Origin of the sequence: Natroniella sulfidigena, from assembly GCF_023223645.1 — a bacterium.
Taxonomy (GTDB): domain Bacteria; phylum Bacillota; class Halanaerobiia; order Halobacteroidales; family Halobacteroidaceae; genus Natroniella; species Natroniella sulfidigena.
The window spans coordinates 54,458-75,935 of record NZ_JALKBY010000003.1 but is presented as its reverse complement, the minus strand read 5'-3'; the positions used below and the strand labels follow the sequence as shown (position 1 = coordinate 75,935).

Sequence of the window (21,478 nt, the reverse complement as noted above, 5' to 3'; positions counted from 1 at the left end):
TAGAATTTTTGGAGGGGATTGATATTTTATATATAGTTAAAGCGTTATTTATTAAGTTTAATAAAAATAATATATTATACTGCCATTGGAAGAGCAATGAACATTTAGAACCAGGATTAAATGGTAAAACTGATTTAGATATACTTATTGCTAGAGAAAGTTTTGCTGAAGTTAATCAAATATTATTGGAATTAGGTTATAAAAGGTGTAAAACCCTTGATTATCTGGATTATTATTCAGTAGAAGATTTCGTAGGCTTTGATCAAAAAACAGGTAAACTAGTTCATATACATTTACATTATGAATTAGTAATAGGAAAGAAATTTATAAAAGGATATCATCTTCCCTTAGAAAAAGAAATTTTGGATACACGAATTCTCGATAAAAAAAATAATGTGTATATTATCTCGCCGAATTATGAAATTGTTTTGTTGATAATCAGGCGAGCATTAAAGTGTAGTTTTTTTGATAGAATTAAATTTTGGCAAGGTGTTTTTCCAAAAGGAGAGAAAAAAGAATTTTTATGGTTATTAGAAAGAGTTAATTTAGATAAGGTAGCTCAAATAGCTGAAGAAATTATAAATAAAGAATTTAGTTCTTTACTTATAGATTTTATAGATTCAGGAAGTAAATTTAATAAAATTTCCAAAAAAGTAAAAAAAGGATTTGATAAATATAGTTTATACTCAAGTTTAAATAGGTATTTAACATATCATATTAGAAAATTTAAAATTGGAGTTAATTATATAAGGTCTAAATTTTTAAGACATCCCATTCCTTATAAGAGAGGGCTGAAAGAAGGGGGGGTAGTGGTTGCTTTCTTTGGTGTTGATGGAGCAGGAAAATCAACAATGCTTAGTAAAATAAAGAATTGGATCTCTTGGAAATTTGATAGTCAACAGATTTATTTCGGTAGTGGAGATGGAAGAAGTTCATTATTAAGACTGCCTTTAAAACTGATAGCAAAACTAAGGAGTAACATTAAGGGTAATAGTGTTAATCGAAGTAAGAAAGAAGATAAAGAAAAGAAAAAATCTCTACTTATTAGGTTTATGAAGATTTTATGGGCTTTAACTTTGGCTTTAGAAAAGAAGAAAAAAATTAAGAAAATGTGGAGGGCTAGAACTAGAGGGATGGTAGTACTATGTGATAGATATCCTCAAGCTCAATTTTATGGGTTTAACGATGGTCCACTATTAAGAGATTGGGCAGATAGCAAAATAGCTTTAAAGAGAAAAATTTCAGATTGGGAGTATAGTATTTATAAATTATCAGAAGAATTCACACCTGATATTGCTATAAAATTAAAAATTCCTGCAGAAATTGCAATTGAAAGGAAAAAGGATACACCATTGTACAGAATAAAAGAGAAAATAAATGTCATTGAAAACTTGAAATTTAATCAAAAGACTAAAGTTTGTGATGTGGATTCAAGTAGATCAATTGAAGAAACTGTTTTGGAAATTAAGAATATTATTTGGGGTAATCAATATGAAGAATAGTAGCGGTTTAATTGTTGAATTCATTGGCATGCCTGGAAGTGGAAAATCTACTTTAAATAATAAGGTGAAAGAAACATTAGAACAGAATGAATTTGATGTAGAAAATCCTACCGCTGATATTGCTTCTAAAAATCGTCTAATAAGAGTTATGATTAAGTTAATTTATTTTGGATTAGAGTTATTGTTTCATCCACTAGCTGCACTTAATTATATGAGATTTATATTTTTTACTAAACAAAAAAGCTTTAAAGATTTTTCAAAGGTAACTTTGAATTTATTTTATATTTCTTATCTAATGAGGAAAAGCGAAAATAATAATAGTATTACAATTTTGGATCAAGGAATATTACAAGCTTTATGGTCAGTATTTTTAAGTTCAAGGCTAACTTTTGGCGAGTTATCTAAATATGAATTATTTGAATTTATTATTCCTGATTTAATAATTAAAGTTGAGGTTGATCATCAAATATTAAATAATAGACTTGAAAAAAGAAGTAGTAATCAAAGTAGATTAGGACAAATAACTAGTGAAAATCGTGATTTTAAAGCAAGCGAAAAACTATTTAATTTATTAAATGGTCTAGCAGAAAAAAATCAGGTTAGTATAATTAAAGTTAAAAATAATACAGAAGAACAGTTACTGAATAGTAAATGTTTGATCAAGAATGAAATTGATCAATTATTAGCATAAGTATATGATGAAAGAATTGATAGGAAGGAGCTTAAAATGAAAGCATTAGTCACAGGAGTAGCAGGATTTATCGGTTCTAACTTAGCAGAAAAATTATTAGAAGAAGGCTATCAAGTAATCGGTGTTGATTGCTTTACTGATTATTATTCACGAGATTTAAAAGAGAAAAACTTAAGCTTTTTTAGAGACCATAAAAACTTTAAATTTATTGAAGCAGATATAATTAATCTGGATCTGAAAGAATTATTATCAGATATAGATTATATCTTTCACCAAGCAGCTCAAGCAGGAGTTAGAGCCAGCTGGGGTAAGGACTTTGATATTTATACTGATTGTAATATTCGTGCAACTCAGCGTTTATTAGAAGTAGCAAAAGAGAGTGATATTAAGAAGTTTATCTATGCTTCTTCATCATCAGTTTATGGAGATACAGATAATCTACCAATGAAAGAAACAAACCGTTTACAGCCCGTCTCACCTTATGGTGTCTCCAAACTAGCAGCAGAGCACTTATGTTATTTATACTGGAAGAATTTCGGTGTGCCGACGATTTCTCTACGTTATTTTACTGTCTTTGGCCCCCGCCAGCGACCGGATATGGCTTTTCATATCTTCATTAAGGAGATCTTAACTGACGGGAAGATTACTATCTTTGGCGATGGCAAGCAGTCTCGCAACTTCACTTATGTTGGTGATGTTGTCCAAGCCAATGTCTTGGCTGCTGAAAGCGATCTCGAAGGTGAAGTCTTTAATGTCGGCGGTGGCGGTGAGCGAGTCAAGTTGAACACTACTATTCAGATGATGGAAGATATTATCGGTAAGAAGGTAGCTAAAGAACATCAAGCAGTAGCCAAAGGCGATGTCCGACATACCGAAGCTGATGAAAGCAAGATCAGAGAAATGTTAGGTTATGAGCCTCAAGTAGGATTAAGAGAGGGAGTAGAACGAGAAGTGGATTGGTTACAGAAAATCTATTAAAGTGATATTAAATCATAGAAGAAATATAAAAAGGTGTGGTTAGGGATGAAGAAAGTAGCTCATATATTTACTGTTGGTGGTAGTTATAAAATATTAGGAGATAAATTACAATTACTACAAGAAAAAGGCTATGAGATCGAAACTATATCATCGAAAAGTAGCTATAGAGACGAATTTGAGAAATATGACTTTAATAAAGAATTTATTGAGATGAGTCGAAGCATTAGTCCAGTTGCTGATTTAATCTCTATATTCAAGATGTATAAATTGCTAAAGCGAAAGAATTATGATATTGTTCATACACATACGGCTAAAGCCGGGGTTATCGGTCGGGTAGCCGCTTGGTTGGCAGATGTTCCTATTATAATTCATACAGCCCACGGACTTCCTTTTTTTGAAGGACAGTCTAATTTTAGATATCATTTGTATCGCTTATTTGAGAAAGTAGGATCGTGGTTTTGTGATGCAATCGGCTCACAGAATAAAGATGATTTAGCCAAAATTAAAGATTATTCCCCGAGACAGAAAGTATATTATGAAGGAAATGGAGTTGATTTGCCTGCTTTAGATCAGAAGTTAGCAAGTATCTCAGGACAGGATTTAAAACAGATAAAAGATAAGTGGAATATTAGCGAGGATAAGAAGGTTATTTTGATGGCGGCTCGCTTTGAATCGGTTAAAAACCATCAGTTTCTGTTAGCAGGATTAAAACAGCTAGTAGCTAATTATGATATTGATTTTATCTGTCTTTTGGCTGGTAAAGGATATTTAAAAGAAGAAATCGAATCTCAGATTAAAGAGTATAATTTAGAAGGACAGGTTAAAATCATCGGTTATCAGACTAATATTTTTTCCTATATTAAATTAGCTGATATTGTTACTTTGACTTCTAAAAAAGAGGGAGTTCCTAGAATAATAATGGAATCGATGGCTTTTTCTAAACCGATTGTCGCTACTGATGTATTAGGGACTAGAGATGTGGTCAGCGATAATCAAAGTGGCTATTTAGTTCAGTTAGGGGCTAGAGACTCTTTAGCTGAGGCTTTGAATGATCTATTAAATAATGTGGAGAAAAGAAAAGATTTTGGTCAAAGAGCTAGGGAAGTAATTGAAGAAGAATTTACAGAACAGATTGTCGTTGAAAGAATAGATAAGCTGTACAAAGAACTATTGGATGATAAAAATTAAATTATAATCTGGATGATGCTGGAGTTTAAAGTAAGGAGGAGTTGGATGATTATTAAACGAGTAGTTGATTTTATTGGTAGTTTGTTTGGATTAATTATATTATTTCCTTTATTTATATTGATTGGAGTAGCAATTAAGCTAGATTCAAAAGGGCCAATCTTTTTCAAACAAGATAGACTAGGAAAAGACGGTCAAGTATTCAAAATATATAAATTTAGAACTATGGTTCAAAATGCAGAAGATAAAGGTAGTGGACTCTTTACTAGTAAAGGTGATCCTCGAATAACTAAAGTAGGAAAGTTTCTTAGAAAGACAAGCTTAGATGAGTTACCTCAGCTTATTAATGTGATTAAAGGAGAGATGAGTTTAGTAGGTCCAAGGCCTCCAGTTCCTTATCATCCTTATGAATATAATGAGTATTCTGAAGAACAGAAATTGAGATTTTGTGTTTTACCTGGAATTACAGGTTATGCTCAAATAAAAGGTAGAAATCATTTAAGCTGGGATAGTAGAATAGAAAAGGATATATGGTATGTACGGAATTATTCTATTTTTTTAGATATAAGAATTATTTTATTTACATTTAAAAAGGTTTTTTGTGGTAATAATGATATTTATTTAACTAAGGAAGCAAAGGAAGAAAATAAAAAATTGCAAGGTTGATTAAAAAGGAGAGAGAAAGATGAAGAAAATTGTATTTTTTGGTTCTATTCCTATAGCTACTAAATGTCTAAGATTATTAATTCAAAATAAAGAAGCAGATCTATTAGGAGTATGTTGTACTAGTTTAAATTCTAATTGGAGAAAAAAGCAAGATAATATTCCAGTTTATCAATATTGCCAAAAAAATAAAATTAGAATACTAACTCATAGTGAAATCTTAGATTTGGATCCTGACTTGGGGATTTCTGTAAGATACCACAGAATTATTAGTAGTGAAGTTAGAAATAAATTTAAAGAAGGTATTGTAAATACTCATGGAGGGATTTTACCTCAATATCGAGGAACTTATACCAATATACATGCTATAATAAATGAAGAAGATGAATATGGAGTAACTTTACATTATATAGATGAAGGAATAGATACAGGGGATATTATAGATATAAAGAAGAGTGAAATTAATTCTAAAGATACTGGATTTGATTTATATCTTAGAAGTGAAAAGCTATGTTATCAAATTTTAAAAGAAAACTTAGATGAATTATTAAAAGGTGAAATTAATTCAATAACTCAAGAAGAATTTATTAAGATAAACAATTGTAAGGATGGATTATATAAATCTAAAGATATTAGTAACCTTAAAGAAATTTCAATACAAAATTTAGATACTTCTAGAACTTTAAAAATAATTAAAGCTTTTGATTCTCCTTATCATGAACCTGCTTTTACTTATATTAATGGGGAAAAAATTTATTTAAGAACTAAGTTTTAAGTGAATAAAAAAGGAGAAGATATAATGAAAAAAATAGAATTCTGTTGTTTACCTACTTCGCTTCAAAGATTAAATATTAATTGGAAAAATAATTTTTATATAAAAAGAGATGATATGACTGATTTAGCTTTAGGAGGAAATAAAGCAAGAAAACTAGAATATTTTATGCAGGATGCTTTAAATAAAGGTGCAGATTATATAGTTACTTATGGTTCAACTCATTCTAATCACTGTCGAATGACAGCAGCAGCAGCTTCAAAACTAGATCTTCCATGTTTATTGATCTTAGCTGAACCTGATGAAGAACCCAAATATAAAGGTAATTTCTTTTTATATGATCTTTTTAACGCAGAAATAAAATATACTTCGACTAATAAAGTTAGTGAAACCATTGATCAAGAGCTAGATGAATTGAAAAAAGATGGCATTAATCCATACTTCATTTATGGTGGTGGTCATGGTAATTTAGGAACTCATGCGTATGTTGAAGCTTATAAAGAAATTAAAGCTCAAAGAGAGGAATTAGGAGTTAATTTTGATTATATATTCTTTGCCTCTGGAACGGGAACTACTCAAGCTGGATTAATTACCGGTAAAGAGATTTATAATGGTGATGAAGAAATTATAGGGATCAGCATTGCTAGGAATGAAGAAAGAGGTAGCGAGGTTATAGAGCAGAATATCAAAAATTATTGTCAAGAAAATGAAGTTAAAATTAACAATATTAAGCTGAAAATTAATTTTACTGATGAATATGTAGGTCAAGGATATGGGGATAGTTATGCTGAGGTCTTAGATACAGTAAGCGAAGTAGCTAAACGAGAAGGAATATTACTAGACCCTGTTTATACAGGAAAAGCATTTTATGGAATGATGGATTATTTGGCTAAAAATAATATCAGTAATAAGAATATTTTGTTTATACATACAGGGGGCACTCCAATATTATTTTCTAATGCTGAAAAGTTTAGGGAGGAGTAAATAGTGGAAGATATGAATATATTAATGACTAGTGCAGGTCGTAGAACTCAACTAATCAAATATTTTCAACAAGAGTTAAGAGAAAAAGGAAATATAGTAGCAGTTGATTGTAATCAAACAGCACCAGCTCTTTATATAGCAGATAAAAGTTATATAGTTCCTAGGATAGATGATCCTAATTATCTTGATAAATTAAAAGATATCTGTAAAGATGAAAATGTTAAGGCTATTATTTCGTTGTTAGATCCTGAGTTGAGTTTATTAGCAACAAAAAAAGAAGAATTTAAAGAAATAGGTGTAGAAGTAATTATTTCAGAAAGTAATGTTATAGAAACCTGTTTTGATAAATATAAAATGTTTAACTTTCTTAAAGCTCATAATTTTAAGACGCCTAAAACCTATATCGATATAGCTAATTTTGAAAAAGATTTAAAAGATAATGAAATTGATTTTCCTGTCTTTGTTAAACCTAGAAATGGTAGTGCTAGCTTAGGTATTAATAAAGTAAGTAATATAGATGAGCTAAAGCTTTTGCTTAAACATAATGAAGAGTTATTAATTCAAGAATATATGGATGGTCAAGAGTATGGTGTAGATGTTTATGTAGATATTATCTCTCAAGAAATAATATCCATTTTCCTTAAGAAAAAAATTAGAATGAGAGCAGGAGAAACTGATAAAGCAGTTTCTATCAAAAATAAAAAATTATTTAATTTAATTAAAGAGTTTATTGAAAAGTTAGGTGTTGTCGGACAGGCAGATATAGATGTCTTTGTAGTAGATGGAGAATTTTATATTTCTGAAGTCAACCCACGTTTTGGTGGAGGTTGTTTAATAGCTTATGAATGTGGAGAAAACTCACCACAATATATAATTAATAATCTTAAAGGTATTGAAAACAAGCCTAATATAGGAAGTTATGAAGAAAATATGTATATGATTAGGCATGATGTTGTAACAATGAAGCATAAATCAGAATTAATTGATTGTAAAGGAGAGAATTAATAATGTCAATTTCATTATCCGGGCCAGATATCGGCCAACGAGAAAAAGATTTAGTCAACGAGGTCTTAGACTCAGGTTGGCTAAGTATGGGTAAGATGATAGACCGTTTTGAAGCAGATTTTGCAGAGTACATAGGAACAAAACACGCTATCGCAGTCAATAGTGGGACAAGTGGCTTACATTTATTGATTAGAGCATTAGGAATTGAAGAAGGGGATGAAGTAATTACTACTCCTTTCAGTTTTATTGCTTCCAGTAACTGTATTCTTTTTGAAAAAGCTAAACCTGTTTTTGTAGATATAGATCCAGAAACTTTATGTATCGATCCAGCTAAGATAAAAGATGCAATTACTGATAAGACAAAAGCAATCTTACCAGTCGATGTCTTCGGACAACCTGCTAATATGACTGAGATTATGAAGATTGCTGAAGAGTATGATTTGAAAGTGATCGAGGATTCTTGTGAAGCAATCGGAGCAGAGCATAAAGGCCGAAAGGTAGGAACCTTTGCCGATGCCAGCGTCTTTGCTTTTTATCCTAACAAGCAGATGACGACCGGCGAAGGTGGGATGATTATCACTGATAATGATGAAGTAGCGAAGTTATGTCGGAGTATGAGAAATCAAGGTCGTGGACAGAGTGACCTATGGCTTGACCATGTTAGGTTAGGTTATAATTATCGTCTAGATGAGATGAGTGCTGCCGTTGGGATTGCTCAGTTAGAACGGATTGAAGAGATCTTAGCTAAGCGAGCAGAGGTTGCTGAGGAGTACAATCGTTTATTAGCAGATGTTGATGAAGTCAAGACCTTGACTATTGAAGAGAGTACAACCAAGATGAGCTGGTTTGTTTATGTTATCCAAGTAGCAGAGAAGATTGATCGTGATAGTGTGATGAATTATCTAAGGGACAATGGAGTCAGCTGTAAGCCTTATTTCACACCGATTCATTTACAGCCTTTTTATAAAGAACAATTTGATTACCAACGTGGAGATTATCCGATTACAGAGCAGGTAACTGATTCGACAATTGCTCTACCTTTTTATAATGATTTAACTAAGGAAGAGATTGAGACGGTAGTTCAAGTTCTTAAAGAAGCTGTTACGCCCCCTAGAGCTTTTGGACAAGAAGTTAGTTAACACTTATAATAATTATAGGGGGAGATAATTATGCCTAAAGGTTCTACTTATGATAATGAATTCAAAATGGAAGTAGTACTTGAAGTGCTAAAAGGTAATAAACCTTCTGATGTTGCTGAAAAATATGGTGTAAGTCGTAATTCAATTTATGCTTGGAAAAATCAATTTCTTGATGGTGGACTTAAAAACCTTGGTAATAAAAAGCAAATTGAATCTCAAAAAGATGTTGAACTCCAAGAAAAAGAGCAACAAATTGATGAGATGAAAAAGATTATTGGTGAACAAAAAGTTCAACTAGAAATTCTCAAAAAAAAGCCTTGGCAGGATTAAATATTACAGATAAAATAAAGCTCGTTAATTACTTAAAAAGTGAATATAAAATCACAGAACTTTGTAAGACTTTTAATTTATCTAGGAGCACTTATTATTACAGACAAAATAATAAAATTGAAGATAAAAGGTTTCGAAATAAATCACTTTATTCAGGCTATCCAGCTTATGATAAAGATGGTAATAAAGTACCTGAAAAAGAAGTTGTTGAACTTGTAAAAGAATACTGTGATAAATATTCTTTTGCAGGATACAGAATGATAACAGATCGCTTAAGGTTTAGCGAGGGTCTAAAGGTTAACTATAAGCGTATTTATCGCATAATGGATGTTCTTGATTTGCTGCAAGATAGAATTACTCCTAAACCAAATAATTATAGATTAAAGCAAAAGCATGAATTAACTGGACCAAACCAATTATGGGAGATGGATATGGTTCAGATGTATATAGATGAGAGTGGACGCTGGGTTTATATGTTTGACATTATCGATGTTTATACTAGAGAAATAGTAGGTCATCATGTAAGTCTTAGATGTCGTACTAAGGAAGCACTTAAAGCTTTAAAAGAAGCAGTAAATTCACGCGATATTGTTAACTTAACTTTAAGAACTGATAATGGTACCCAGTTTAGGAGTAGAGAATTTCAAAAATACATTACAGAGCTAGGTATTGATCATGAAAGAATTGCTGTTAATACCCCTGAGGAAAACTCTCATATTGAAAGCTTTCATGGTACCTTAAAACGAGAAGAAGTCTATCAAAAGCACTATCATAATATTTTACATTGTAAAGGTTCTATAAAAGAATTTATTAATGAATACAACCATAATCGTCCACATTCAAGTATAGCAAGTGTTCCACCAGCTTATTATCAAAAGCAATTGGTTAATGACTTAATCGATGGTGTTAAAGTGATAGCATAAGAATCAATGAGTAAATTAGAGCAATTTTTTGTTAGAAAAGCATAGTCTTTTCTTGTCCAAAATATTAGGGGCAAGGTCAAAGCTTTAGCTAAATAAAGACAGTTAGCCACGGATGGACACGGATGAGCACAGATAAAATCTTTAAATTAAAATAACTATTTATAAATTATAGTATCTGATCTAATTGACTTAAATTGCTTTCGGTAAACTATAAATTGAATGTAAAATAGATTAGATCAAATTAAATTAAATGTGTATATTTATTACTTATAATTTAAGCTGGAAAACTGGAAAAGTAGAATTGGAGTATTAGATAGAATTTAATTTAAGGAACAGTAATTTCAAGTTAATTTTTTATTTGAGTAATTTAATTAATGCTTTTGAACTTAATCAGTGTCCAATCGGTGTTAATCTGTGGCTGAAAATGATTTTGATTTAATTCGTTGCAAAAAAGTTTTTAAAAAGCCCCTCATAAAAATACAATTCATTGGTAAAACAAGTTATATTAGGAGGGGTAAGATGGGCCAACTACTATACTCAGATCTAACATATAAAATCATCGGATTAGCTATGGAAGTATATAACGAGCTAGGTTATGGATTTTTAGAAAAGGTGTATGAAAATGCACTAATGCTCTTACTTGAAGAGAATGACTTAAAAGCTGAACAACAGCATTCGATAGAAGTGGAATTTAAAGGAAAAACAGTAGGTAATTACATAGCAGATATAATTGTTGAAGATAAAGTTATCTTAGAATTAAAATCTGTAAAGCAGATAAGTAATGCTCATAAAAGCCAGATCTTAAATTACTTAAAGGCAACTAATGTGAGAGTAGGAATAATCCTTAACTTTGCTGAAGAGAAATTGGAGTACGAAAGATTTATATTATAAAACAAGTGGCCACGGATATACACAGATAGGCACAGATAAAATCATTCGATTAAAAATAAATTATTGTGATATATAATCTAGTTGATTAAAATTGCTTCTTAATAAACTGGAAACTAAATAATAACATGGATTAAAGCATAAAAAATAGTAAAGCGTTGATTGTATTTATGTAGTCTTATTATCCAAAATTTAATTTTTAGAAGGAAAACTAGAGTATTAGACAGAATTTAATTTAATGAAGAGGGATTTCAGATTGATTATTAATTAATTGTTAATCCAATTAATACTTTTGATTTAAGAAGTGTTGAAGAAGTCTTTTATCTAGTTGAAGTAATGTTTAATTTTCATTAATTAGTGAGTAGTATAGATATAGTAAAAAGAAAGAATTATAATAGTAAGATGTAATGACTGAAAATAATATATTATTTATTATAGTTGTTAATTTGATTAATGATTTTGATTTAATCCGTGTTAAATCGGTGATAATCTGTGGCAAAGAATGCTTTTGATCTGTAGCTAAAAGATTTTTGAAAACGGAGGTGATAATCTAATGAAAAATTTCCTTAGAACCTACAAAAAACCAATTCTAATCCTAACCGACTTATCCTTGATCAACTTAGCACTCATAGCTAGCTTTATCTTACGCTTTGATAGTGATTGGACAACATATTTTGACTATACATACTTAGGACTTATATCAGCGATTGGGATTGCTGTTCTTTTTTTCTTAAAAGTTTACAACAAGATCTGGAGATATGTCAGTATCTCAGAGCTAAAATGTATCATCAAAGCTTCAGTACTGATCAATCTCCTCTTTTCCACAGCACTCTTCTTTAGAGGGCTGGAGTTTTCTCGGAGTGTCATCATTATTAATGGCTTCTTACAGGTCGGCTTTCTAGGAGGAATTCGCTTTACATTTCGGATCATCAAGGACTACTACATAGATTATATCAGCTCTGATCAGAATAATACCAATATCTTGCTCGTTGGAGCAGGTGATGCTGCCGAAGCATTGATCAGAGAAGTCGATAAGTATCCAATCAACAAAGAGATCATCGGCTTGATCGATGATGCTCCTTACAAACAAGGCTTAGAGATTCATGAACGCAAGGTCTTAGGAGACCGCTATGTTATTCCAGAGGTGATCGAAAAGTATAATGTTCAAGAAGTGATCATTGCAATTCCATCTGTCCGAGGTGATGCAATCAAAGAGATCTATGACTTAAGCAATCAAGAGGGGGTCAAGGTCAATATCCTACCTGCCTTAGATGAGATCTTGACTGAAAATGTCAGCTTGAGTCAGATTCGTGAGGTCAGAGTTGAGGACTTATTAGGACGAGAGCAGGTCGATCTCAATCTTGATGAGATCTGTTCTTATGTAGAAGGTAAGACCGTCTTAGTCACCGGTGGAGGTGGCTCGATCGGTTCTGAGCTTTGTCGTCAGATAGCTCGCTTTGCTCCTGAGCAGTTATTGATTCTCGATATCTATGAGAATAATACTTACTTTTTAGAATTGGAATTGAGGGAGAAGTATGATGATTTAAATATCATTCCTTTGATTGCCAGTATTCGTGACCGAGACAAGCTTCAGACCATCTTTGCTCGCTATCAACCAGATGTCGTCTTCCATGCAGCAGCCCACAAGCACGTTCCACTGATGGAGGCCAACCCTGAAGAAGCAGTCAAGAATAATATCTTGGGAACTAAGAAGGTCGCTGAAGTAGCCGATCAATTCAATGTAGAACGCTTTGTCTTGATCTCGACCGATAAAGCAGTCAATCCGACCAATGTGATGGGGGCTACCAAACGGACTGCAGAGATGGTAGTTCAAGCGATCAATGAAGAGAGTGCTACCAAGTTCATGGCAGTTAGATTCGGTAATGTCTTAGGTAGTCATGGTAGTGTGATTCCACTTTTTAAAAAGCAGATCAAAAATGGCGGGCCAATAACTGTAACCCATGAAAAGATAGAACGGTACTTTATGACGATTCCTGAAGCAGCTCAATTGGTAATTCAGGCAGGGGCATTAGGAGATGGTGGAGAGGTCTTTATTCTCGATATGGAAGAGCCAGTCAAGATCATTGACTTAGCAAAGGATTTGATTGAACTTTCTGGTTTGATAGTTGGAGAGGATATCGAGATTGAGATTACGGGCTTGCGACCAGGTGAGAAGATGTACGAGGAGCTATTGACCGAGAAAGAGGATAATCTAGCGACGGAACATGAGAGGATCTATATTGCAAAGTTAGAAGCAATCGAGCGGGAGTTTTTATATCAGAGTATTGATAAGCTAGAGCGATTGATTAATTTAAATAGCTCGCCAGCAATTATTAGATGTTTAGTAGAGCTAGTAGGGACTTATAAGCCGAACCGGGATAATATTGAAGAGATCTCTCAGGCGAAGGATGAGATAGCAGCGGGAAAAGAATAGTTGACGGTTGACGGTTGATAGTTGATAGAAAAAATCTAAGAGCAGATTTTTTCATCACGAAAGGATTTAAGGTCTTTAACTGTAAACTGTAAACCGTAAACTGTACACTGAATAAGGTCAGGTCTCCATGCCTGATCTTATTCTATTTCAAGATTTTTTAAGCCCTTAATTCGAAGAAATTCTGTCTGAACGAAGCAAAAAAGCAGTAAAATCCTGATTATTTTGTAAAATTTAATAATGAAGTAATGATTCAGTAATCAGCAGGTATCTTATCGAATTGTAGCCAAGAAAGCCTCGCCCTTGAATTAGGGCGGGGATGAATTGGCTATTAATATTTTTGCTTATATTGGATACAATATTAGGTTATACTAATAATGGTAGTTAAGGAGGTGAAATAATGAATAAGACTTATATACTACCTATTGAACAACAAGAGTTAGCTTATAAATTAGCTAGATTAAGTGGTCGCATATACTCTAAAACTGTATCTACTATCTTTAAACTAAAAGAATCTAAAGATGTTTGGCTATCTAAAAATAATATGGAAAAATTGATAAAACTATATGCTAAAGAATTTGGTATGCACTCTCAAACTAAACAAGGTGCAGTGCAACAATATTATACTAACCTTAAATCTTTCTTTAAGTCAATGGATAAAGCAGATAACCCTAAGCCACCTTATAGAACCAGAAAATATAATAAAGTAATCTATAAGAAGTCTGCCATTAAGCTGAAAGATAATAATATATTAAGGTTATCCAATGGTCGTGGTGCTACTCCATTAAAAGTAAAAACATCTAGTTTAAATCAAAGACCTAAATATGCTGAAATCATTTATCATTCTAAAGAAGATAGATATAAACTTCATGTTGTAGTAGATATTGAAAACAAAAAGATTGATTATGATAATAATAAAACTCTAGCTGTTGATTTAGGTCAAATACACCCTATGGTAACTTTTGATGGAGAACAGAGTTTAATTTATAATGGTGGAAAACTCAACTCTTTTATTAGATTTAGAAATAAAGAATTAGCTAAACTGCAAAACAAAATGTCTAAATGTCAAAAATACTCTAATCGCTGGAACAAACTCAATCGTGGTAAGAAGAAACTACTTTTTAAAAGTAGAAATAAGGTTATGGATGTGTTGCAAAAATACACAAGCCATCTTATTAGCTACTGTATTAAGAATAGAGTTTCTATTATTGCGATTGGTGATATTAAAGGGATTAGAGAGAATATTTATTTTGGTACTAAGACTAATCAAAAGTTGCATCAATGGGTATATAAGAAATTAACAGATATGATAGAGTATAAAGCACAATCAGTAGGTATCAAAGTTGACTATCAAGAAGAATCTTATACTAGTCAAACTTGTCCTAAGTGTAACAAAAGACATAAACCTAATAATAGAAATTATAATTGTCAATGTGGATTTTCATATCATAGAGATAGCATTGGTGCTATTAATATTTATAGAAAGTACCTACTTGTTTCAAAGAAACAATCCGTTAAAAAGTATACTAGAGGCAATTTAGATAAGTCCTCTAGGTTAGAAGGCGAATTGACATCGCCCTTTGGAGTGAGATATGATTCAAACTCCATTAGTTGCCAAACTGAATGGAACTCTAGACCTTTTAGTAGTCAGGGAGTTTCAGCGTAATGTCAGTTTGGAAGATGGTCTTGAACTATCAAGAATCCTCGCTCATGACTGAAGAGAATGGGCGGGGAGTATGTCAAATTGATATCAATCACTACTTTTTTCATGGAATATCTTCCTCATTTCCTGCTTATCTTCTGGAAAATCTTCTCTTGCAAAAAAACCAGTAAGATTCTTTACTTTGCTGCTAACCTGATAATCTTCTTCTCGTGTTTCCTTTAAATCCATTAAATGCTTTTCCACTATGCTGGAGATAGATTGACCTGTCTCCTCAGAAAGCTTATGAGCAAATTCAATTACATCCTTTTCAATACTTAAAGTTAATTTATCCTTCATTCTATCCCTCCTTACGTATATAATTATACCGGAATACGTATTAATTTTCAATATCTTGCTACTAAGTATTTTATTGTTACTCTATTTTTTTATTTTTAAAGGTTTCTTATTCGAAGAAATTTTGTCTGAACGAAGTAAAAAGGACTAAGTCCAAGTCTAAGGTTGAGGCTGAGTAAAAACCACTTCCCTCTTTTATCCTTCCTAAAATTAGGATATAATAATAACGAAAGGGGTGAAAGAATGAAAGAGTTTAATGTAACAGGAACCTGTATTCCAGAGAGGCATTACATGGTTGATATAAAGAATAAATTAGATCAGATAGAGAGCCTAGTAGAAAAAGGAAAGTATTTTACGATTAATAGACCACGACAGTATGGAAAGACTACAACAATCTTTTTACTTAGCAAAAGATTAGCTAAAAGGAAGGATTATCTAGTAATCAGTATAAGTTTTGAAGGTATGAGTAGCAAGGTCTTTAGTGCCGAAGAGAGTTTTATAAAAAGCTTTTTGAGAGAGATTAAAAGAAATTTAAAGTTGAGAAATGAGACTGACTTGATAAAGGTATTAGAAGATGCTGAAATAGAGAATATAGATGAACTTGGCTATTTACTAACTGATTTAATATTAACAAGTAACAAAGAACTAGTATTGATTATAGATGAAGTAGATAAAAGTAGTAATAATCAATTATTTTTAGATTTTTTAGGAATGTTAAGAAGTAAATATTTACTGGCTCAAAGAGAAGAGGATAAGACATTTCATAGTGTAATTTTAGTAGGGGTACATGATGTCAAGAATCTTAAATTAAAGCTAAGACCAAATGATGAAAGAAAGTATAATAGCCCTTGGAATATAGCGGTAGATTTTGATGTAGATTTAAGCTTTAATCCTAATGAGATAGCTACAATGTTAAAAGAATATAAAGAAGAAAGAGAAGTTGAAGTAGATGTAATGGAGGTAGCTAAAAAGATTCATTACTATACATCTGGTCATCCTTATTTGGTTAGTAAATTAGCTAAGGTGATAGATGAAAAGATACTTCCTCAAAAAGAGAATAAAAGCTGGGATTTAAAAGATATAGAAGAAGCAGTAAAGATAATATTAAACAAGGGTAGCGTTAATTTTGAAAGCTTGATCAAGAATTTAGAGAATAATCAGGAGTTATATCAACTTGTCTATGAACTAATAATGGAAGGTCAGAATTTAAGTTATAATCCAGATAATCCAATTATTAATTTAGGAGAGTTATATGGGGTATTTGCTAAGAAGAACGGAAGATTAAAGGTTCATAACAGGGTTTATGAGCAAAGAATCTATAATTATATGAGTTCTAAGTTAGAAACAACTTTAGATATGAAAGGTTATAACTTTAGAGAAAACTTTATTAAAACAGATGGCTACCTAGATTTTAAGAAGATATTAAGGAAGTTTCAGTTGTTCATTAAGGAGCAGTATAGTGACAAGGATCAAGAGTTCCTAGAAAGAAACGGGCGACTTATATTTTTGGCTTTTATTAAACCGATCATCAACGGACAAGGATTTGATTTTAAAGAGGTTCAGATATCTCAGGAGAAGCGGCTGGATGTAGTGATTACTTATTTAGATGAAAAATATGTTGTAGAGTTGAAGATCTGGCGAGGTGAGAAGTATCACCAGAAAGGTTTGGAACAACTAGCAGATTATCTTGACCAACAGAGTCTAGAGCAAGGTTATCTAGTCAGTTTTAATTTTAATCAAAATAAGGAGTACAAAGAAGAAGAGATAACAAAGAATGGGAAAGATATATTTGCAGTTTGGGTTTAAAGTTGATTAGCTATGTAGAGGAGACTATAGATTGGTACTTAGAGCATAGAGAGTGGTGGGAGAAATTAAGCTAATGAACAATTGACGGAATGTACAATTTACAATTAAAAAAAGGTTAGTCGAGAAAGGGCTGGTCTTTGGCCCGCTCGAAATTGCTTTTGAAGTTTGCTAGAAGAGAAACAAGGGATATAAGGAAAAAGTAATACGGAAGAAGGCTTATTAGTCTTTCCGTAATAGTTGTTTTGATTTTAATATTTCAATTTTATGTAAAATATGATATAATCAAAGCACATTAAGATAAGGAGTGTATTTTGTAGAAGATTTATTTGCTGATAAAATAAAAATTATAGAAAGATTAGTAGTTTTAGATAAAAAACTGGAATCAAAATTCAAGAGATTCAGGAAAAAGTTCACATTCAGATAAATCGGGTGGCATCCTTGCGACATGAACGTGACACAAGATATTGACACCTTAAAAATGGATAGGGAATTAAGAAATTATTTAAGTAATTTTAAATTTGATTTGTTTGGGATAAATGATGATTGTAATGGCGTAATAATGTTGCATCCTGATTATGAAGAGAGGTTGGAAAAACTTGTTATAGATTATGATTTTAAATTTCTTGATATTTTTATTTTAGGAGATTATGATCTAATTATAACCAAGATAGGAAGAGGTCGTTCAAGGGATTTTGAAGATGTTGCACAATCAGGGATATTGGAGAGTATAAATAAAAATAAATTGGATAAACTAATGAGGGAAACTATAAGTTTTCAAATAGGTCAAGGAAGAATACAAAGTCAGTGGGAAGCCTTTAAAAATCAATATTTTTAGAGAAAGGAGGCTGAAATATAATGTTTAACCAACAAGAATTTGTGAAATTTCTTGATGATTACAAAAGGAAATTAGTTGAAACTGATAATTTATTGGAAGAAAGCAAGGAAAATTATAGAGTAAAAAAGCTTGCTATTTTTTACGGTTTGAGAGATAAAGAAACTTTTAATTATTTTCTTTCTTCTAAGCTAGGTCGAAGATATTTAGGTATAGCCAAATATGTTTTAACTGAAATTCAAAATCACAAAGTATATGGTTCTTCTGAAATCAAGGAAGTAGCTAACTCTTTACTAGCTAAATATTTCAGTACTTCTTATATTGAACCTGTTTTTGATAATGATTTATTAGAAGGTTACTTTAAGTTTTTGTGTGATTTTACTCGAAAGGATAAATTTGAGCAATTGAAAGAAGAGGTAGGGAATGTAGAATTAAACTTATCTAATTTAGAGTTTGTCAGTTAAAAACAAGGGATTATTGGTTATTTGAGATCGAAGAGATAAAAAATTAAAAGAATATTTAAATTAGGAGTAGGTCGATTTATTGCTGATCTACTCTTTTTATTTTTCTAATATTGTAAATGTATCATTCACAAGAAATGTGCATATAATATTAATGTAAATATATCATTGCTAGAAACCATTGGGAGTGGTATAATAAAACTAAAGAAAGGAGGATTACAGATGAGTTCTTTTAACCAATTAGTAGGAACTAGAATCCAACAGAAATTAGATGAACTTAACTGGACTCAGACTGACTTAGCAGAAAAATTAGCTACTTCACGCCAAATGGTCAATAAAATTGTTCATGGTAGAAAGAAAATAACGATTGAAGAGCTTAAAAGCATTGCTGAGATTTTAAATGTTGAGCTACAAGAACTGACTGAAAAACCTATGGAAGAAGAAAAGACTGATCCTATTATTGCTTTCATGGGTGAAGTAAACTCTAAAGAAGCTAAAGAAGGACTAGAACATGCTAAGGAAATCATGGATTTAATTATCTTTCATCGTGATTTAAAAGATAGCCATCAAGATTTATTTGTATAAGCTACTAAGAATATTTTTAGTTAGAGAAGAAAGGAGCTTAAATATTGGAGCTACTAAATCAGACTATTAAGAAAGTTCAACCCCAATTATACCAAGAGGTTAAAAAGGAAGCGGTATATTTATTAGATCAATTTGCAGGGGCTAGTAATAAGGTCTTAAAGGATAATATTTTTAGGATCATTGAAGAGAAAGAAGAAGTTGATCTGTTAAGATTTCCTATTAATGATGATGACCTCTGTGGTTTTATTTGTGAACATAGAGGTCAGTTTTTTATTTATATTAATACTTATTTACCATACGAAAAACAGATCTTTACTGCTGCCCATGAATTATATCACTTACATAATAAGGATAAAGAGGAGTTATTACATCGGCGAGTTGTAGAAGAGAATAAAGAGCTTAATTTAGAAGAGAGTAAAGCCAATTTATTTGCTGCTTTGATATTAGTACCTGAGTTATCTTTATTAGAAGAGTTAAAATTATTAAAGGTTAGAACCGAAAAAGATCTAGATTTATTAAAGATTATTAAACTGATGGATACCTTTGCAGTTCCTTATAAAACGATTATTTTAAGACTCTATGAGGTTGAGTTATTAGAGCTAAAAGAGGTTAAAAAGTGGCTTTCTATTCCTGACAGAAACCCTCAAGAAGGGGTTTTATATCAGATTAATAAACATCAAATTGGACAAAGATGGCAAAAGAGAATGAAAGAAGTTAAGTATAGCAATCTTAAATCATTAATTATTGACAATGATTTAGCAGAATTGTTACCTAAGCAAAAGATAGAGAAGGATTTAAGCCTTATTGGTGATAGTGATGGAAGTTAAGTCCACTCGCAAACCACTGTGGCGGATTTATCGTATTCCCTTGATAATGCCCTGTGGTAAGAGTGGACGGTCTTGACTTTATTTTTTATGCTTTTCAAGTAAATCTTTAATAGCCTCGTCAAATAATTTAGATTTAGGTATTCTGGTTTCTTTAGAAAGATTATCTAATTTATCAATTAAATCTTTATCTAAAGTAGTAGTAATTCTCTTTCTAGTGGTTAAATCTGACATAATAAGCACCTCCTAAATTAATTATAACACTTAAACATTAATATTGCAACTTATTTAAGTTTATGCTATAATGTTAAGTAGGAGGTGAAAATATGACAGTTAGAGAAAAGGCATACAGGTTTAGATTATGTCCTAATAAAGACCAAAGGATATTAATTAATAAATCAGTAGGTTGTGCGAGATTTGTTTACAATCATTTCTTAGATAAAGCTAAAGAAAATGAATACTTAGCTTATACTAAATATTCTAAGCAATTAACTAAACTAAAGAAAGAGCTAGAATGGTTAAAAGAGCCAGATAAATTCGCTTTACAAAATGCACTTAAAGACTTAGACCGAGCATTCCAAAACTATTTTAATGGAAAATACGATTTTCCTAAGTTTAAATCCAAGAAAAACAGAAAAAACTCTTATCGTACTAATAAATTTACTAGAAAAAGTGGAAATACAAATATTGAAATAAAAGATAACAAAATTAAATTGCCTAAATTGGGCTGGATTAAGTTTAGAAAGTCTAAAAAGGTCAAAGGTAAGATATTAAATGTTACAGTAACTAAATCTAATACAGATAAATATTTTATCTCAATAGCAGTTAAAGAAGAAGTTGAAGAGTTGCCTAAAGTAGATAAGCAAATAGGAATAGACTTGGGATTAAAAGAGTTTGCTATTATGTCAGATGGTGAGAAAATAGCTAATCCTAGGGTATTAAAGAAATACGAGAGAAAGATTGCTAGATTAAACAGAAGTCTAGCTAGAAAAGAAAAAGGTTCTAATAATTGGTATAAAGCTAAAAAGAAATTAGGTAAGGTTTATGAAAAAGTAGCTAATATTAGATTAGATTTCTTACACAAGGTTTCAACTAAGTTAATTGAAGAAAACCAATTCATAGTAGTTGAAACTTTAAAAGTAAAGAATATGCTTAAAAACTCTAAATTAGCTAAATCAATATCAGATGTATCTTGGAGCAAGTTTATTGAATTACTAACTTATAAAGCTAAATGGTATGGAAGGGATTTAGTTAAAATAGATACTTTCTTTGCAAGTAGTCAATTATGTAGCAACTGTGGCTATAAGAATGAAAAGGTTAAAAATTTAAATGTTAGAAAGTGGAAATGTCCCGAATGTAAAGAAGTACACGATAGGGACATTAACGCAAGTTTGAATATTTTAAACGAAGGACTAAAAATAAAGGCAAATAGCACTTAGGATATGTACTGTCGGGCTAACAGGAAATTACGCTTAGGAGTTTA

At 31.3% G+C, this 21,478-nt stretch carries 22 protein-coding genes; 20 read left to right on the top strand and 2 right to left on the bottom strand.

Annotated elements, in window-relative coordinates; translation table 11 throughout:
• Positions 1-8: 8 nt before the first annotated feature.
• From MWH28_RS02855 to MWH28_RS02790, 14 genes are all read left to right on the top strand, one after another.
• On the top strand, positions 9-1,502 hold the full coding sequence (locus tag MWH28_RS02855) for a hypothetical protein (protein WP_248617763.1): 1,494 nt from the start codon (positions 9-11) through the stop codon (positions 1,500-1,502).
• The gene (locus tag MWH28_RS02850; protein WP_248617761.1) at positions 1,492-2,193 is read left to right on the top strand and encodes an AAA family ATPase; all 702 of its coding nucleotides are present in this window, start codon (positions 1,492-1,494) and stop codon (positions 2,191-2,193) included. Before MWH28_RS02855 ends, MWH28_RS02850 begins: the two co-directional genes overlap by 11 nt.
• Before the next feature lie 36 nt (positions 2,194-2,229).
• On the top strand, positions 2,230-3,171 hold the full coding sequence (locus MWH28_RS02845; protein ID WP_248617760.1) for an NAD-dependent epimerase/dehydratase family protein: 942 nt from the start codon (positions 2,230-2,232) through the stop codon (positions 3,169-3,171).
• A 45-nt stretch (positions 3,172-3,216) separates the two neighbouring features.
• On the top strand, positions 3,217-4,359 hold the full coding sequence (locus tag MWH28_RS02840; protein ID WP_248617759.1) for a glycosyltransferase family 4 protein: 1,143 nt from the start codon (positions 3,217-3,219) through the stop codon (positions 4,357-4,359).
• Positions 4,360-4,371: 12 nt separating this feature from the next.
• Entirely contained in the window at positions 4,372-5,022 is a 651-nt protein-coding gene (locus tag MWH28_RS02835) for a sugar transferase (protein ID WP_345894744.1), read from the top strand.
• 19 nt (positions 5,023-5,041) lie between these two features.
• Positions 5,042-5,794: a formyl transferase gene (locus MWH28_RS02830; RefSeq protein ID WP_248617757.1), complete on the top strand. Its 753-nt coding sequence runs from the start codon at positions 5,042-5,044 to the stop codon at positions 5,792-5,794.
• Positions 5,795-5,818: 24 nt separating this feature from the next.
• Positions 5,819-6,775 carry a 1-aminocyclopropane-1-carboxylate deaminase/D-cysteine desulfhydrase gene (locus tag MWH28_RS02825; RefSeq protein WP_248617756.1) on the top strand — a complete coding sequence of 319 codons (957 nt, stop codon included), beginning with the start codon at positions 5,819-5,821 and terminating at the stop codon, positions 6,773-6,775.
• Positions 6,776-6,787: 12 nt separating this feature from the next.
• Positions 6,788-7,780 carry an ATP-grasp domain-containing protein gene (locus MWH28_RS02820; protein WP_248617900.1) on the top strand — a complete coding sequence of 331 codons (993 nt, stop codon included), beginning with the start codon at positions 6,788-6,790 and terminating at the stop codon, positions 7,778-7,780.
• 2 nt (positions 7,781-7,782) lie between these two features.
• Positions 7,783-8,919 carry a DegT/DnrJ/EryC1/StrS family aminotransferase gene (locus tag MWH28_RS02815; protein ID WP_248617755.1) on the top strand — a complete coding sequence of 379 codons (1,137 nt, stop codon included), beginning with the start codon at positions 7,783-7,785 and terminating at the stop codon, positions 8,917-8,919.
• Between the two features lie 30 nt (positions 8,920-8,949).
• The gene (locus MWH28_RS02810; RefSeq protein ID WP_248617754.1) at positions 8,950-9,249 is read left to right on the top strand and encodes a transposase; all 300 of its coding nucleotides are present in this window, start codon (positions 8,950-8,952) and stop codon (positions 9,247-9,249) included.
• The gene (locus MWH28_RS02805) at positions 9,237-10,172 is read left to right on the top strand and encodes an IS3 family transposase (protein ID WP_248617753.1); all 936 of its coding nucleotides are present in this window, start codon (positions 9,237-9,239) and stop codon (positions 10,170-10,172) included. The genes MWH28_RS02810 and MWH28_RS02805 overlap by 13 nt, the downstream gene beginning before the upstream one ends.
• 519 nt (positions 10,173-10,691) lie before the next feature.
• Positions 10,692-11,063: a GxxExxY protein gene (locus MWH28_RS02800; RefSeq protein ID WP_248617752.1), complete on the top strand. Its 372-nt coding sequence runs from the start codon at positions 10,692-10,694 to the stop codon at positions 11,061-11,063.
• Positions 11,064-11,613: 550 nt separating this feature from the next.
• Positions 11,614-13,494 (top strand): polysaccharide biosynthesis protein, encoded by a 1,881-nt coding sequence (locus tag MWH28_RS02795; protein WP_248617751.1) that lies wholly within the window; start codon positions 11,614-11,616, stop codon positions 13,492-13,494.
• Positions 13,495-13,891: 397 nt separating this feature from the next.
• Positions 13,892-15,157: an RNA-guided endonuclease InsQ/TnpB family protein gene (locus tag MWH28_RS02790; RefSeq protein WP_248617750.1), complete on the top strand. Its 1,266-nt coding sequence runs from the start codon at positions 13,892-13,894 to the stop codon at positions 15,155-15,157.
• 84 nt (positions 15,158-15,241) lie between these two features.
• Here MWH28_RS02790 and MWH28_RS02785 read toward each other — a convergent pair whose 3' ends face one another.
• Positions 15,242-15,490 (bottom strand): DUF6364 family protein, encoded by a 249-nt coding sequence (locus MWH28_RS02785; protein WP_248617749.1) that lies wholly within the window; start codon positions 15,488-15,490, stop codon positions 15,242-15,244.
• Positions 15,491-15,730: 240 nt separating this feature from the next.
• Here MWH28_RS02785 and MWH28_RS02780 point away from each other — a divergent pair, with 240 nt between their 5' ends.
• The 5 genes from MWH28_RS02780 to MWH28_RS02760 all read left to right on the top strand — a co-directional run bounded on the left by MWH28_RS02780 (position 15,731) and on the right by MWH28_RS02760 (position 19,998).
• Positions 15,731-17,293, top strand: coding sequence for an AAA-like domain-containing protein (locus MWH28_RS02780; RefSeq protein ID WP_248617748.1), 1,563 nt, complete (start codon positions 15,731-15,733; stop codon positions 17,291-17,293).
• A 445-nt stretch (positions 17,294-17,738) separates the two neighbouring features.
• Positions 17,739-18,128, top strand: a complete 390-nt coding sequence (locus MWH28_RS02775) for a DUF6036 family nucleotidyltransferase (RefSeq protein ID WP_248617747.1) — start codon at positions 17,739-17,741, stop codon at positions 18,126-18,128.
• A 20-nt stretch (positions 18,129-18,148) separates the two neighbouring features.
• Entirely contained in the window at positions 18,149-18,589 is a 441-nt protein-coding gene (locus MWH28_RS02770; protein ID WP_248617746.1) for a hypothetical protein, read from the top strand.
• A 219-nt stretch (positions 18,590-18,808) separates the two neighbouring features.
• Positions 18,809-19,171 carry a helix-turn-helix domain-containing protein gene (locus MWH28_RS02765; RefSeq protein WP_248617744.1) on the top strand — a complete coding sequence of 121 codons (363 nt, stop codon included), beginning with the start codon at positions 18,809-18,811 and terminating at the stop codon, positions 19,169-19,171.
• Between the two features lie 44 nt (positions 19,172-19,215).
• Positions 19,216-19,998, top strand: coding sequence for an ImmA/IrrE family metallo-endopeptidase (locus tag MWH28_RS02760; RefSeq protein ID WP_248617743.1), 783 nt, complete (start codon positions 19,216-19,218; stop codon positions 19,996-19,998).
• A 78-nt stretch (positions 19,999-20,076) separates the two neighbouring features.
• On the opposite strand, the gene MWH28_RS02755 is transcribed toward MWH28_RS02760, so the two are convergent.
• Positions 20,077-20,229 carry a ribbon-helix-helix domain-containing protein gene (locus MWH28_RS02755; RefSeq protein ID WP_248617741.1) on the bottom strand — a complete coding sequence of 51 codons (153 nt, stop codon included), beginning with the start codon at positions 20,227-20,229 and terminating at the stop codon, positions 20,077-20,079.
• A gap of 92 nt (positions 20,230-20,321) precedes the next feature.
• Here MWH28_RS02755 and tnpB point away from each other — a divergent pair, with 92 nt between their 5' ends.
• On the top strand, positions 20,322-21,434 hold the full coding sequence (gene tnpB / locus MWH28_RS02750; protein WP_248617739.1) for an IS200/IS605 family element RNA-guided endonuclease TnpB: 1,113 nt from the start codon (positions 20,322-20,324) through the stop codon (positions 21,432-21,434).
• Positions 21,435-21,478 lie beyond the last annotated feature (44 nt).